This is a genomic window from Hydrogenophaga sp. RAC07 (genome assembly GCF_001713375.1).
Taxonomy (GTDB): domain Bacteria; phylum Pseudomonadota; class Gammaproteobacteria; order Burkholderiales; family Burkholderiaceae_C; genus Hydrogenophaga.
This window is the reverse complement of the sequence record NZ_CP016449.1, coordinates 3,101,218-3,114,454: the sequence shown is the minus strand read 5'-3', so window position 1 is coordinate 3,114,454 and position 13,237 is coordinate 3,101,218. Positions and strand designations below refer to the sequence as shown.

12 protein-coding genes, 2 tRNA genes and 1 pseudogene are annotated in these 13,237 nt (G+C 59.7%); 3 read left to right on the top strand and 12 right to left on the bottom strand.

Annotation, left to right across the window (positions count from 1 at the left end; all coding sequences use genetic code 11):
- Positions 1–12: 12 nt before the first annotated feature.
- Together recN and BSY239_RS14550 are read right to left on the bottom strand one after the other, a co-directional pair.
- Positions 13–1,656 (bottom strand): DNA repair protein RecN, encoded by a 1,644-nt coding sequence (gene recN / locus BSY239_RS14555; RefSeq protein WP_069047420.1) that lies wholly within the window; start codon positions 1,654–1,656, stop codon positions 13–15.
- A 45-nt stretch (positions 1,657–1,701) separates the two neighbouring features.
- Positions 1,702–2,613, bottom strand: a complete 912-nt coding sequence (locus BSY239_RS14550; protein WP_069049000.1) for an NAD kinase — start codon at positions 2,611–2,613, stop codon at positions 1,702–1,704.
- A 100-nt stretch (positions 2,614–2,713) separates the two neighbouring features.
- On the opposite strand from BSY239_RS14550, the gene hrcA reads away from it, so the two are divergent.
- From hrcA to BSY239_RS14535, 3 genes are all read left to right on the top strand, one after another.
- Positions 2,714–3,733, top strand: a complete 1,020-nt coding sequence (gene hrcA, locus BSY239_RS14545) for a heat-inducible transcriptional repressor HrcA (protein WP_069047419.1) — start codon at positions 2,714–2,716, stop codon at positions 3,731–3,733.
- Between the two features lie 36 nt (positions 3,734–3,769).
- Positions 3,770–3,846 (top strand) — tRNA-Ile (locus BSY239_RS14540).
- Positions 3,847–3,875: 29 nt separating this feature from the next.
- Positions 3,876–3,952, top strand: a tRNA-Arg gene (locus BSY239_RS14535).
- A 103-nt stretch (positions 3,953–4,055) separates the two neighbouring features.
- On the opposite strand, the gene BSY239_RS22730 is transcribed toward BSY239_RS14535, so the two are convergent.
- From BSY239_RS22730 to BSY239_RS14495, 10 genes and pseudogenes are all read right to left on the bottom strand, one after another.
- Positions 4,056–4,706: a tyrosine-type recombinase/integrase gene (locus BSY239_RS22730; protein WP_216637530.1), complete on the bottom strand. Its 651-nt coding sequence runs from the start codon at positions 4,704–4,706 to the stop codon at positions 4,056–4,058.
- 350 nt (positions 4,707–5,056) lie between these two features.
- Positions 5,057–5,449, bottom strand: coding sequence for a hypothetical protein (locus BSY239_RS22725; RefSeq protein ID WP_216637482.1), 393 nt, complete (start codon positions 5,447–5,449; stop codon positions 5,057–5,059).
- A gap of 535 nt (positions 5,450–5,984) precedes the next feature.
- Entirely contained in the window at positions 5,985–7,265 is a 1,281-nt protein-coding gene (locus BSY239_RS14525; protein WP_156775500.1) for a hypothetical protein, read from the bottom strand.
- Positions 7,262–8,170 (bottom strand): hypothetical protein, encoded by a 909-nt coding sequence (locus tag BSY239_RS14520; protein ID WP_156775499.1) that lies wholly within the window; start codon positions 8,168–8,170, stop codon positions 7,262–7,264. The genes BSY239_RS14525 and BSY239_RS14520 overlap by 4 nt, the downstream gene beginning before the upstream one ends.
- A 96-nt stretch (positions 8,171–8,266) precedes the next feature.
- Positions 8,267–8,455 carry a hypothetical protein gene (locus tag BSY239_RS22505; protein WP_156775498.1) on the bottom strand — a complete coding sequence of 63 codons (189 nt, stop codon included), beginning with the start codon at positions 8,453–8,455 and terminating at the stop codon, positions 8,267–8,269.
- Entirely contained in the window at positions 8,452–8,832 is a 381-nt protein-coding gene (locus tag BSY239_RS14515; RefSeq protein ID WP_069047415.1) for a hypothetical protein, read from the bottom strand. Before BSY239_RS14515 ends, BSY239_RS22505 begins: the two co-directional genes overlap by 4 nt.
- A gap of 929 nt (positions 8,833–9,761) precedes the next feature.
- Positions 9,762–10,247, bottom strand: a complete 486-nt coding sequence (locus BSY239_RS14505) for a hypothetical protein (protein ID WP_069047413.1) — start codon at positions 10,245–10,247, stop codon at positions 9,762–9,764.
- 48 nt (positions 10,248–10,295) lie between these two features.
- Positions 10,296–10,784 (bottom strand): annotated as a pseudogene (locus BSY239_RS14500) (IS21 family transposase); the annotation flags it as partial.
- Between the two features lie 85 nt (positions 10,785–10,869).
- Complete coding sequence (locus tag BSY239_RS22500; protein ID WP_156775497.1) at positions 10,870–11,256, bottom strand: hypothetical protein; 387 nt, start codon at positions 11,254–11,256, stop codon at positions 10,870–10,872.
- Positions 11,257–11,273: 17 nt separating this feature from the next.
- Positions 11,274–12,359, bottom strand: a complete 1,086-nt coding sequence (locus BSY239_RS14495) for a ParM/StbA family protein (protein ID WP_156775496.1) — start codon at positions 12,357–12,359, stop codon at positions 11,274–11,276.
- Between the last annotated feature and the right edge of the window lie 878 nt (positions 12,360–13,237).

The window sequence follows — 13,237 nt, the reverse complement described above, 5'->3', positions numbered from 1 at the left end:
GGTTTGGAGCGCTCAGGCCGACAGGAGTTCGCGGGCGTGCGCCAGCGAGATTTCCGACTTCTCGCTGCCACCCAGCATGCGTGCCAGCTCGACCACACGCGCTTCGTGCCCGATGGGCGCAACCGTGCTCAGCGTTTGCTTGCCCACCAGTTGCTTGCTCACCAGCAGATGGTGGTCGGCGCACGCCGCCACCTGGGGCAGGTGGGTCACGGCCAGCACCTGGCGATCGCGCCCGAGCTGGCGCAGCAACTGGCCCACGGTGTGCGCCACGGCGCCGCCGATGCCGGAATCCACCTCGTCAAAGATGAGCGTGGGCGCCAGCCCCAGCCGGCTGGTGACCACCGAGATGGCGAGTGCGATGCGCGAAAGCTCCCCGCCCGAGGCCACCTTGCCCACCGGCTTGGGTGTGGCGCCCGCATGGCCCGCCACGCGGAACTCGACTTGTTCCCAGCCGTGTGCCTGCGGCTCTTCGAGGCGCAGCAAGGCCACTTCAAACACGCCGCCCTGCATGCCGAGGGTCTGCATGCTGTGCGTGACTGCCTTCGACAGTTTGGGAGCAGCTTTCTGGCGTTCTTTGGTGATGCCTTGCAGCTCGGCGTTGAACGCTTTCCAGGCCGAGCGCTCGGCTTGCTGCAGCGCGTCCAGGTCGAGTGCCTGGTCGATGGTGGCGAGTTCACGTTTCCACTGCGCCAGCACGTCGGCCAGTTCGTCGGGGCTGCGCCGGTAGCGCCGGGCCAATGACACCCACTGCGCCAGGCGCTGGTCGAGTGCATCCAGGCTCGCTGGATCCTGGTCGGTGTGGCGCGCGTACTGGTGCAGGTTGTGCACGGTGTCCTGCACCTGCGCGAGCGCAGCTTCGAGTGCGGCAATGCCGTCCGCAAACCGGGGCTCGATGTGGGCTTGCGCCTGCAGCGCCGTGAGTGCGCGGTGGATCAGTGCCGCGGCATTCGATTCTTCGTCGTCCAGCGCGGTGACAGCGGCTTGCACGGCGTCCAGCAGGCCCTGCGCGTTGGCCAGGCGGCTGTGTTGTGCGTTCAGTTCTTCCCACTCACCCGGCAGCGGAGCGAGCTTGTCGAGCTCGGCGATCTGCCAGGAAAGGCGTTCGCTTTCCTGCTGCAGCGAGGTCTGTTTTTCGGTGGCGTTGTCCAGGGCCTTGCGCTGGTGGCGCCAGTGAGTCCAGGCGAGCAAGGCGGCCTTGGTGTCGATGCCGGCGTAAGCATCCAGCAGATCGCGCACGGCTTCGGCGCGGGTGAGGCTCTGCCAGGCGTGCTGGCCGTGGATGTCGACCAGACCATCGGCCAAGGCCTTGAGCTGCGCCATGGTCGCGGCGCTGCCGTTGATCCAGGCGCGGCTGCGGCCTTCGGTGTCCACGGTGCGGCGCAACAGCAGGCTGTCGTCAACCGGAAAACCCTGTTCCTCCAGCCATGCTGTGACCGAAGCGGGTGCGTCGAACTCGGCGGCAATCTCGCAGCGCGCGGCGCCTTCGCGCACCACGCCGCTCTCGGCGCGCGCGCCCAGCGCCAGTTGCAATGCGTCAATCAGGATGGATTTGCCCGCACCGGTTTCGCCCGTGAGCACACCAAAGCCCTCGTCCAGTTCCAGGTCCAGGGATTGCACGATGACGAAGTCGCGCAAGGCGATGCGGCGGAGGCTCATGTCGGGGGGTATGGCGGTGGAAACAGACGCGATTCTGCCGGGTCCTCAGACCCCTTCGTTCCAGTGCAGCTTTTTGCGCAAGGTGTCGAAGTAGCTCCAGCCCACCGGGTGCAGCAGGCGCAAGGCGTATTCGGAACGTCGCACCACGATGCGATCGCCGTGCAGCAGGCTGGTGAAGGACTGCATGTCGAAATTGGCGCTGGCTTCCTTGCCCGAGACGATCTCCACCGCAATCTCGCTGTGGCCGGGCAGCACCACTGGACGGTTCGACAAGGTGTGTGGCGCGATCGGCACCATCAACCAGCCGCCGATGGCCGGGTGCAGCAGTGGGCCGCCAGCCGACAGGGCGTAGGCGGTGGAGCCGGTGGGTGAGGCAATGATCAAGCCGTCGGCGCGCTGGTTGGCCACAAAGTGCCCGTCCACTTCCACGCGCAGTTCGATCATGCTGGCCGCGCCGCCGCGGTTGACCACCACGTCGTTGAGCGCGGTGGCCTCGAACACGCAGCGACCGTCGCGCCACACGCCCGCGGCCATGAGCGAGCGGGGGTCGTCTTCGAACGCGCCGCGCAGGATGGGGCGCAACTTGTCGCGGAAATCTTCAAACGGGATGTCGGTGATGAAGCCCAGGCGCCCCTGGTTGATGCCCACCAGCGGCACACCGTAGCGCGCGAGTTGCCGGCCGATGCCCAGCATGGTGCCGTCGCCACCCACCACCAGCGCCAGATCGCAGTGTTGCCCCATCTCGGGCACCGAGAGCGCCGGGTACTGCGTCAGGCCGGTGTTGAGTGCGGTCTCCTGCTCGATCGACACGTCGCAGCCCTCGTCGTGCAGGAAGTGGGCGATTTCGTCGACCGCGTTGCGCGATCCGGGTGCGTGGTATTTGCCGACAATGACCACGTGCGCGAAGCGCAAGGGACGGTCCGTTCGGGTGGGGGTGGACCGTGTGTCGGGGGGCATGCTCATGCGCAAATTACAACATAGCCGGTCTGTGGTGGATTGCCCGAAAACCCTTGCTCGCAAACGGTGCCGGGCATCGGTCTCTCCGTAAAATGAAACGATGTTGGATGACCGCGCGAAGCTGCTGCTCAAAACCCTCGTCGAGCGATACATCGCCGACGGCCAGCCCGTGGGCTCGCGCACCCTGGCGCGTGCGGCGGGCATGGAGCTGTCGCCGGCCACCATCCGCAACGTGATGAGCGACCTGGAGGAGCTCGGCCTGATCGCCAGCCCGCACACCTCGGCCGGGCGCATCCCCACCGCGCGCGGCTACCGCATGTTTGTCGACACCATGCTCACTGTGCGCCGCGAAGGCTTGTCGCCCGTGAACGAGATGACGGCGCCGGGCATCGAGGCCGGTCAGCCCCACCGCGTCATCAGCCACGCGGCGAACATGCTGTCCAGCCTGTCGCAGTTCGTGGGCGTGATCACGGCTCCACGCCGCGCCTCGGTGTTTCGCCACATCGAATTCCTGAGCCTCTCCGACCGCCGCGTGCTGGTGATCATCGTGTCGCCCGAGGGTGAGGTGCAGAACCGCATCATCCACACGCAGGCCACGTTCACGCAGTCGCAACTGCTCGAAGCCGCCAACTTCCTCAACAGCCACTACTCGGGCCTGACCATGGAAGCTGTGCGTGAGCGGTTGAAACACGAAGTCGACGCCTTGCGCGGCGAAATCGCCGACCTCATGAAAGCTGCGGTGGACATCGGCGCTGAAGGTGATGCCGCGCAGGACGAGGTGGTGGTGTCCGGCGAACGCAACCTGCTGTCGGTGACCGAGTTCTCCAGCGACATGGGCAACCTGCGCCGCATGTTCGACCTGTTCGAACAAAAGACCCAGCTCATCCGCCTGCTCGATGTGTCGGCCCAGGCCGACGGCGTGCGCATCTACATTGGTGGCGAAAGCCAGGTCGTGCCGTATGAAGACCTGTCGGTTGTGACGGCGCCTTACGAAGTCGATGGCCAGATCGTCGGCACGCTGGGCGTGATCGGCCCCCAGCGCATGCCCTATGAGCGCATGATCCAGATCGTGGACGTGACGGCCAAGCTGGTGGGCAATGCCCTGAGCCACAACAAATAGGACGGGACGGGGCGACCCCTACAATCCCCTTGCGCAGGGCCGTTAGCTCAGTTGGTTAGAGCAGAGGACTCATAATCCTTTGGTCGTTGGTTCAAGTCCAACACGGCCTACCAAGAAAAACCCTGCTATAATTCGAGGCTTCGCGGCTGTAGCTCAGTTGGATAGAGTACTTGGCTACGAACCAAGGGGTCGTGGGTTCAATTCCTGCCAGCCGCACCAGAACATCGTTCTAGATCAACGGGTTAGCTCCAAAAGAGCTAGCCCGTTTTTCTTTGCTGCGGGACTTTTGCGGGACTCGGAATTGATCATCAGCTTCCGAGGCTCAAGTCCGTGTGCCAGCTTTCCGCAGCGCATGCTCCGCTTTTAGCGCCTGGAGGCTCTTGTTCCAGCCATTGGTCGGCTGTGTGATCTTCTCCAGAGCTTCATGAAGCTCTCGAATCTGGGCCATGGAGTAGTGGTTGGTGACGGAGCGATTGCTGTGCCACAACACGTCCCGTCGAGTCGACTCACTGACTCCTGCCTCACGCAGTCGCATGCCCACGGTGTGTCGAAGGTCGTGGACACGCAGATCGCCCAAACCAGCCCTTGAGCGCGCAGCTTGCCACGCGCTGTTGTTCATGGCCTTAATCGGTCCCAGTTCACGGTGGCGCCATGACATCGCAAAAACGTGGGTAGGGTGATGTCCTCGTGCTTCCTCAATCACCGCCTGAGAAATGCGGTTGCACACCACCAGCTTTGAAGTGCGGCGACCCTTGACGTTTTCTGGTGGAGTCTCGAACACAGAGATGTTGAGCTCCGGTACTGGGATCTCCCAATCCCATTGGAGATTACAAACCACATCATCTCGCACGCCACTGTGCAGGATAAACAGCGCCATGTCGTGAAGATGTTTCGGCAACTCCTTGAGCAAACGCTCCTGCTCGTCCCAGGTGATCGGTCGCGGCGACCGCTGATAACCTGTCAAAGGCAACATGGTGATCAGTGGGGCCGAGGCCAGCCAAGGCTTGCCCGACTCGGAGTCGCGCCATGTGCCCGCTGCCAGATTGAGCACTCGACGCACCGCTCCCAAGCTCAGATTGATCGTTTTGTGTGAGATCTTTGCCTTGCGTCGAGCATCGATGAAAGGCTGCAGTGTTCCGGAGTGAACTTGCTCAAGCAGAAGGTCGCCAACGTACGGTATCACCGCCTTCAGGTGATAGCCAGATGACTCAACTGACGGAAGATGCATATTCTCTTCAATGTAGCGCCCAGCTGCTTGGTCGAAGGTGATCTGCGGAGTGCCGCCATGGACGCGCGTCTGCCGTAGTACCTCTAGTTCCCGGGTCAGCCACGCTTCTGCGTCTTCATACGATTCAAAGCTTTGGTAAAGACGAACGCCTTCGACGAATTTGTCGACGACCCAGCTACCGTTTTGACGTTGATAGATGCCTGTTGATTTTTTTCCCATGGTGTTGCGCTCGTTTTCTCAGGTTTGGTTTGCGTGTCGTCGGCGCGAGCGATCTCAGTGCCGGGTGCATTGAACATTTCGTATGCGATCGCCTTCACTTCTTCGCAAAGGAACAGGAGAGAAGTTCCTTGCTTTGTTGTTCTCAAGCGCGGCCTGATGTGCGTGTCGAAGTAGTTTGGCTTGACGCAAAGTGCTTGAATGGCGTGCTGGCGGTTCATGCAGTACCGAGGGAGTTCATCGTCGAAGTCAGGCCGTGGTTTTTCTTTCATGTGTGGTTCTCTCTGATCAAGATTGCATAGGTCAGTCACTTGTCAAGAGCACGGCAGTACGCAAGCGCCTCAGTGAGGCAAAGCCGAGCCTGGGCACAGACAACTTGCCCAAATGATGAAAAGGAAAAAATGAAGAGCCCGCTTTGCGAAGAGCGGAACGGAAAATGCCTGTGTGGCCTGCGCAGAAGGCGGCCGGTGCGAAGCTGGCGCGTGAATGGCTGCTAGCTCGCGATGATTGAAGGATTTCGCCTTCACGCACTTGCGTGCGCTGACCCGGGTATCTAGGTCAGATCTGAATCAATCAGACAACCATGACCAGTCTTTTCATTCGAGACTTGTCACAACGCTGATCTGGGCGGAGTTCACTCATAAAAATCAGTGAACTCAAGTTGAAGGAAGGCATGTGCCTTCACGTACTGTTGTACGGTGACTAGAAATGTATTGTGCTGACCGAACCTGGTCAATCGATCACGACCAGTCCTGCGCGCTGGAGCTTGTCAGTGCTCGCACGCCTGCCCCAACTGTCCATCGCGTTTCACGCTGGCCCGCGTCTCATGGTTTCGGCGACAACGCCACTGCGTGTGGCCCAGGCAAGCGACAGGACGTGTTTTGCCATGAAACGGCTGGCGTAAGTCATCTGAGGAGTGCCGTCCGCAATACTCAAAACGACGATCCGCGCTGGATGGGTTGCTGCCGCGCTTGCATGCCAGAGTGCCAGAAAGGGTTTCAAGTCATCGCGGGGCCAATGTTGATAAGCAACTTCAAGTTGTGCTGGTCCCCCGTGCTCATCAGCCCTGCTACCGGGAGCAGTAGCAGATGGGTCCATCGCAATCACCTCGACGTTGCAGGTTGGGCTCCGGAACTTGACTGTGTTTGCCAGCGTGCTCGGGAGCATGGCGATGCACTCCGAAGTAGCCGGTACCGGATGTCCCAAGGTCGCAGCCGCCATGTTAACGACCAATCCGATCCTGTGGCGCGTCACTGCCGCACGAAGCTCCTGTAGCACGGCCTGCCGGTCTGTGAACTGATTCACCCCGAAGTCCCGCTGAGGTGTGAACACCAACAGGATCGGATCATGCTGCTGGTTGACCAGGGCGAGCTTGCCGAGCAGCGCCTCAAGCCGCAGGGCTTTTTTACGCTGCACGTCGGGGCTATGCAGCTTCCCCTGAGTTCGATTGGCCGACACTGCTGCGACAGGACCTAAGTGGCTTGGCGCAGCCGTCTGATCGAAGGTTCCGCCCAGAATCACAGTGGCGCAGATAGCAAAGGCGAGCGATCGCCCGGAGATGACGCTCACCGGTGCCTGCTGCTCACGTTCTCTGCGAATGGCGGTGAGCAGGAGCGAGGTCAACACGCCAGCAGCGACAAGGGTCAGCGCGCCCATTCCCCCCTTGCCGATGAAGAGCCAACCCAGGGCGGGATGTGCCAAACCCCATCCACCCATTGGTGTGACGAGTGTCACGAACCACGCGCCCAGCATGGTGATGAACCGCCTAAATGCAGTTGGGTGGTGGCCACCAGTGAGCGCCCATGCCGATGAGGAGAAAGCCAGAACCAGGCAAGCGGTCATCAGCCTTTCCCATCCATCGGTGCCCTGTGTGACCAGGAGTTCACCGATAGCGTACGGGCCGAGCGCGCCAAGGTAATAGCCAGCGGAGATTGCCAAAGCTCGCAGCCGCGTTGGCTGAAGTCCGCACATGAAAGGCAGCACGACGCTGAGGGCGCCTCCCCATGCGGTCCCCGGCCAAGCCACATAGCCAAGCGTAAGTCCACAGATGCCAATCGCCAGCAGATACATCTCAAGACTGCGCTTCACTGCCGTACCTCTGGGTGGCGTGGGGCTAGTAGGCCCATGTGGGACGCGATTCGTGACAGGCCGGTCGAACCAATCAGATGGGACCGGAGGGGGACGCGAAGCTGGGACGCTGGCTCGCCTGCTCGCGCGAGATGGATCCACCTGCGATCCGCGTCGTATCGGTCGAGATGAAGGTCCCAGGCGTTGTGGCCTGAGAGCTCGACCTCCAGCGTCAACCAGTCGCAGATTCCCTGTGTCAGTGCTTCCGATGCGGGTAACACCGCACCCACTTGCGCGACACATGCCCCTTCGAATTCGAGCAAAAATTTCATGACAGCTTTGAGACGTGCGCCCTCCTGCACACGGCGCAGCCATCGCGTTGGCCAGCCTCGTTCACTGCTTGCCACCAGCAGGATGAAGCCAAGGCGCGATGCTGGGCTTTGTGCAGGTTGATGTGCTGGTAGTGCGAGCTCATGCTGAAACGTCGCACCTCCGGGCAGCGCGTGTTCCAGCAAGAAGCGGGTGGTCTCAGGTTCCCAGTGCTCAAGATCGGTTACCCACGGTAGCCGGTGCAGGACACTTGTGCGTACGCCTTCGGGTGCCCAATTTTGCAGGGCCTCCTGAACCATGTCCCAATGTGTTGAGCGCGGCCGCAGAGCTGGGCCGTTATTAACGACCACATGGTCCATCTCGCAGAACAGCACGGGAATGGCCAGGAGGTCATTGAAAGTGACTTTTTGGCGGTGCCGGTAGGCCAGCCGGGTCGCCGTGACGGCAAGTTGGTCCAGATCCTCTGCGGTTTGTACGCCGGGATCCATCGCGTTCTCGCCTGTTTGAAGGGATGTGCGCCCTGCACCCCTGGTCTGGCTTCCCTGTTGCATCTCGCTTAAACACTTCACGAGCAGCGATTGCCGTTCTTCTTTCATGGCATCCCTGCGGTCCGGACGGTGGCATGTTTCGCAGGAACCAAGTCAGATGTCACCTGGCTTGTGTTGATGTGTGATGGTTGTGTCATGGCTGAATCAGTAGTCGCTGTCCTGCCAGAGGCGGTAAAAGTGGTCCTCCTCCATCTGATCCTGAATCTGCTTGTAGGGGTCGTCATCGTCGTCATCAGAGTGTGATGATCGGCCTCTCGCGCTGCTGTTACCTTGATACGCGATCCAGACAACAAAAATCAAGAATCCGAGCATCAGCCAGGTAGTGGAGTTCATGCCCGAGCTCCTGTGAGGAGGGAACCTCGGCCAAGCAAGCGCAGTGGCTCCCTCGAGATAATTCGTGCAGCGGCCCAACGCAGAAAGCAGATCTGCTCTTGCAGGTTGCTAGGTTCCGGCATCGTGCGCAGCCCAAGCTCGTCGACCATGGCCTCGAGCAGGGGATCCAATGCACTGCGGGTTGCCCAGAGCGAGAATCCCAGGCCGGGCCGCAATTGACGCAGCTTCTGCACGAGCAGGTTGCGTCCGCACACCGACTTCAAGAGCCAGTGGGGCGCCCCGGTGATAGATCGATTCAGCGCGGCAACGTCGAAGTGCTGTCTGAGGGTTTGGCGCCAGGCCGTGGCCCGAATCGCTTCTTGGAGAGTGGGAGTCATTCGTTCCTCTTGCGTGTGGATTGGTCAGACCAAGTTCGCACAAGAGGCCCTGATGTCAAGGCCGCGCGGTCAATGTTTCGTCGACTGCAGCTCGACCTGCAGGCCGCTGGCAAGCGGAGTACATCGGGTGAATGAAAAATCTAGGGGCCCGTTGCCAATGCTCAACAAACCAAGTTGCGATGACATTCGCAGGAGCACGCTTTTCCGCTGCGCTTAGCTTGCTTTCTGAGCATGGACGCCTAGAATATTTTTCAACGATTGTGTTCAACCAGGAGTTCAAATGTCGGCGCCAGATCTGCTCAAGGTATTCATGCTTGTTGGAATCCTGTTGGCCATTTGTGGAATCCGTTGGTTGAACAGAGAAATTGCAAGGCTTGCCGAGGAGAATCGGCGCAAGCGTGCTTGTATGGGTTGCAGTGAAGAGTCGCCCTGAAGTATTCACCTCACCACGATCTGTTGTTGATCGAGTTGATGGTGACTGCGTCACTTAATCCCACTCCTGGCCAAGTCAGGCCGACGCCTTTCGGTTCCTTGTTCGTTCGTACGCGGGCCCGAATATGCTCTTAAAGCTTGCATCGAACGGACTGGCAACGGATGCTCCTTCCTCCAAGGGATCGGCAGCGTTGACTTGGATGTTTTCAGGTACGCCAGTGGGAACCGATAGATTCAGGGGAGCGACTGACGCTTCAACTGCAGTTGGCGTGGGATGCAGTGGGCCGAAAGGCGGCAAGCTCCAGCGGCCCCTGGCCATTCGGAACTGGTTGCCCAAGTGGACCAACTGCAGGATCTCCATGTTGAGACCTGCAGGGCTGATCCCCTTGAGATAGTCCAGGACTCCAACTCCATCGGGGGGAATCGTGACTCGGACCCGCAGAGCTTCGTCTGGATTCTGTGATCGTTTTCGTTGCACCATGGTGTGCTCCCTTTGATCAACCGTTCGCGTAGGCTTCATTCGCAGCGTAGTCGGCGACTACTTGGAAGCCGCGCACGTTGGAGAAGGTTGAGCCACCATCCATCTTCAGGCGGCGCCGCAGTCCGGGTGCGTGTTCACGGAGAAATTCAAAGAACACCGCACCACCACCACCGCAGACCAAGATGTTGTCAAAGTCATTCAAGGCGCCCACCGTGTTTAGCATTGCCTCGTAACCCCTGCGCAGGACCTCGTTGATGGCACCCTTGTATCGGGCCATTTCGTAGTCCTCGCCGCCAATGCGAACGGTTTCCCGGTTGTCGCGGATGGCCAGGTCAATCGCCTGAATCACACCGTATTGATTCTTGAGCTCCGGATTGATCGCTTTGGCCACTTCGTACGCGCACGCCAGCATCGACTCTGGATGAGCACCCGACCGTTCGTAGTTGGGGACCTTGTCGTAGGCCGCCAGAAAGTCAATCGTTCCGCCGCCCACGTCGACCACGAGATTCCAGACGCAGCTCGCGCAGCGCGCGTTCGATCTCGATCATGTTCATGACTGGGTGCTCTCGGAGGATTGGGTGGCGGTGGCGACGTGGTCAAACAGATCGCCATATTTATCGGCGCTGCGGATGAGCGCGTGCTGCTGGGTCAGCGTTGAAGGCGACGCCAACGGTGTTGGTGAGTCAGCGTCCAAGGCAGCCAAGGCATCGGCCACCAGCCGCTCGGTCAGCGCCTTGACGTGGCCGTAGATGTGCACCCCTTGCTCCATGGCGGCGGCACAGGCCGCGTCGATGATCCTGTGCGGGTAGCGCCGCGCCAGGTTGACGATGCCCCAGAGCGTGCGCTGGCCCACGCGGCCCTTGATGGCAAACAGCATCTCGCACAGCCGGGCCGCCTGAGGGCCGATGGCTCGGGCCTGGCTGAGGATGAAGCGGGTCTCGCGCGAGGGGTTGAACACCCGCTCTGCCAATGGCAGCACCACGGTGCCGGGGCGCTCCACCCGGGTGTGGGTGCGCAGCAAGGCCTGGGTGCGCAGATCTGGGGACTTTTCCTCTGAAGTGCAGTTGTCCAAAAAAAGCCAGTGTTTCCTAACCCGTTGAGTGAGCCTTCACCTGGGTGGAGCACTACAACCCTGCGGTACGGCGATGGGCTGCACCGAAGATCCTGCTGAACTGCTCCACGCCGGCAACGTCTTCTGGAGAACTGTCCTCTCGCCTCGGAGCTTGCCCAAATTTTGGGTCCAGGTTTGCTGGTGATTGTGTGTCGGCCGTCATTGCATGCATCGTTACTGCCTGATTGAATGGGGCGAGGTTGAGTCCCATCTCACCATCCCTCCGAGCCAATGCGTTTCTAAAATGGAACCCCATTCGCATGAGATGCAGGATTTCTGAATGGAGACCGGCGACGTTGATGTTGTTCAGGTACTCCATCATTCCGTCGCCGTCGGGATAGATGGTCAGTCGAGTTCGCAGTGGTGGAACAGACTCGGCAGTGTTCTTGCGTCTGGGCATCTGAAAATCCCAACTGCTTATCGCGCAGCAGTTGTCTGTTCGCGCATGAACTCCGACACAACGTGAAAGCCGCGCACATTTGAGAAAGTGGAGTCAGCGCCGTTGCGCAAGCGTCGACGCAGAGCGGGATAGTGCTCACACAGGAAATCATAGAAAACGGCACCACCACCACCGCAGATCAGAATGTTCTGAAAATCCTCCAAAGCTCCGACCGTGTTGAGCATTGCCTCGTATCCACGGCGCAGTACCTCTGTGATCACCCCTTTGTAGTTCGCCATTTCAAATTCCTCGCCCGCGATGAGAACCGATTCACTGCCATCGCGAATGGCCGTGTCGATTGCTTGAACAACGCCGAACTGACTCTGAAGGTTGGGGTTGATTGCCTTCGCCACGGCGGTCGAACAGGCAAGCATCGATTCAGGGTGTGCGCCAGAGCGAACGTAGTTAGGGGCCTTGTCAAACGCAACAAGAAAGTCGATGGTTCCGCCACCCACGTCTATCACAAGATTCCACCCACTTGTGTCAAAGTCTGAGTTCACTAGACCATAGTAGTAGAGGGATCCCAAAGGCTGGACGATGACACTCGCATCCATGACGGTGACATGCCGAAGACCGACGTTCGGGTCGGGGCTGAAAATCGCGTGGCGACCCCGTACTACGTCTATGAGACGCGCACGGTACGTATCGAAGTTGTTGAGAGGAAGCCCAACCGTGAGATGTTCGATCTCCATTTCCTTGGGATTTCCTTCGTCCTCCAACATGTAGTGCAAGGCGCCGTGAACGAGCGCAAGGTAGGACGGTGAAGTGCAATAGTCCGCCATGACATGTCGTGGCTGAATCCCACGCAGATGCATCGTCACACCAAGGCCGGCGAAGTGTTGAACGCCATCCACATCGGTGATGCAGCCATCAGCGCCCAAGGTTCCAGGAGCGTGTAAGAACGAGGCGCCTGGCTGGAGCTGCCCAGTGATCGAAGGAAAGAGTCCCGCCCGGATGATGTTCTGTCCTTGAACACGCTTGCGCTCACATGTGAACTTGGTGTTTGCGTACCCTACGTCGATGGCTCTTGCAGGTACGGTGATCATTTGCGCTTCGCGCTTCATAGGTTTCTCCACATTGATTCAAAGCACGAACATGTGCTGGAACCGAAGTCTGTATGCGGATCTGCAAGGCTGCAAGCGTTGGCGACCAGCTCGTAGACACTGTTGGCACGCGACGGATCCGGTCTAGCTGTGAAGGCCGGGTTCCTGCGCAGGGAGTATTGAATGATTTCGACGTCGAGCCTGACACCAGTGGCCTGGATGCGACCGCGAACGGCCAGGACAGCCTCAACGTGTTCATGATCCCGATGTGCAGAGGGCGCTAGCGGCCTGAACTGGCCACTTGAGGCCATCGAGCCGGTCTGAGCATCTGGTCCGTTTGGATGTCGGTCACTAGTGGCCCCCCAGGAGAACGAGAGTTGTTCACATTCCTCGGTTTGTCGAGCGGTCGAATTTTCCGGGAGGGTCGCGAGTTCGCGGTTGTATGCCACCTTTTTTGTCTGCACCCACCCAATCGAACCTGCTGGAGGGTTGCACCGCAGTCTCAGCATTTCGTCATCTGCAGCAACGCTGCGGTGAGCGTCCAAGTAATGATGTCCATCAACTTATTCGGCTGTATGACCTAGGTCCTGCAGGAGTTTGGACGCTTGTCGCTGGCCGATGAACTGACAGGTTGAGCATCACGGTCGAGCCGCTGTCGCTTTTTAGCGACGCATGGCTTAGTCGAATTTCTGAATGGAGAGAAGAGGCAGAGAGATACACAAATCATTGATTCTTAAGTAAGAAATGTGTGCTTTCGGGTGCGAGATTTGAGATCTGAAGAATTTTTCTTGGCGATGGATAACCCGGAACTGGCGAGAGCTGCGGTCTCATAAACTTCGCAACTGGCCTGCATTGCGCGACATCCACAAAAAAACCAACTACTATCCGTCTCGCTGTAC

Coding starts and splice junctions, on each gene's coding strand:
- recN (WP_069047420.1), bottom strand. CDS start 1,656: ATGAGCCTCCGCCGCATCGCCTTGCGCGACTTCGTCATCGTGCAATCC.
- BSY239_RS14550 (WP_069049000.1), bottom strand. CDS start 2,613: ATGCCCCCCGACACACGGTCCACCCCCACCCGAACGGACCGTCCCTTG.
- hrcA (WP_069047419.1), top strand. CDS start 2,714: ATGTTGGATGACCGCGCGAAGCTGCTGCTCAAAACCCTCGTCGAGCGA.
- BSY239_RS22730 (WP_216637530.1), bottom strand. CDS start 4,706: ATGTTGCCTTTGACAGGTTATCAGCGGTCGCCGCGACCGATCACCTGG.
- BSY239_RS22725 (WP_216637482.1), bottom strand. CDS start 5,449: ATGAAAGAAAAACCACGGCCTGACTTCGACGATGAACTCCCTCGGTAC.
- BSY239_RS14520 (WP_156775499.1), bottom strand. CDS start 8,170: ATGAAAGAAGAACGGCAATCGCTGCTCGTGAAGTGTTTAAGCGAGATG.
- BSY239_RS22505 (WP_156775498.1), bottom strand. CDS start 8,455: ATGAACTCCACTACCTGGCTGATGCTCGGATTCTTGATTTTTGTTGTC.
- BSY239_RS14515 (WP_069047415.1), bottom strand. CDS start 8,832: ATGACTCCCACTCTCCAAGAAGCGATTCGGGCCACGGCCTGGCGCCAA.
- BSY239_RS22500 (WP_156775497.1), bottom strand. CDS start 11,256: ATGCCCAGACGCAAGAACACTGCCGAGTCTGTTCCACCACTGCGAACT.
- BSY239_RS14495 (WP_156775496.1), bottom strand. CDS start 12,359: ATGAAGCGCGAAGCGCAAATGATCACCGTACCTGCAAGAGCCATCGAC.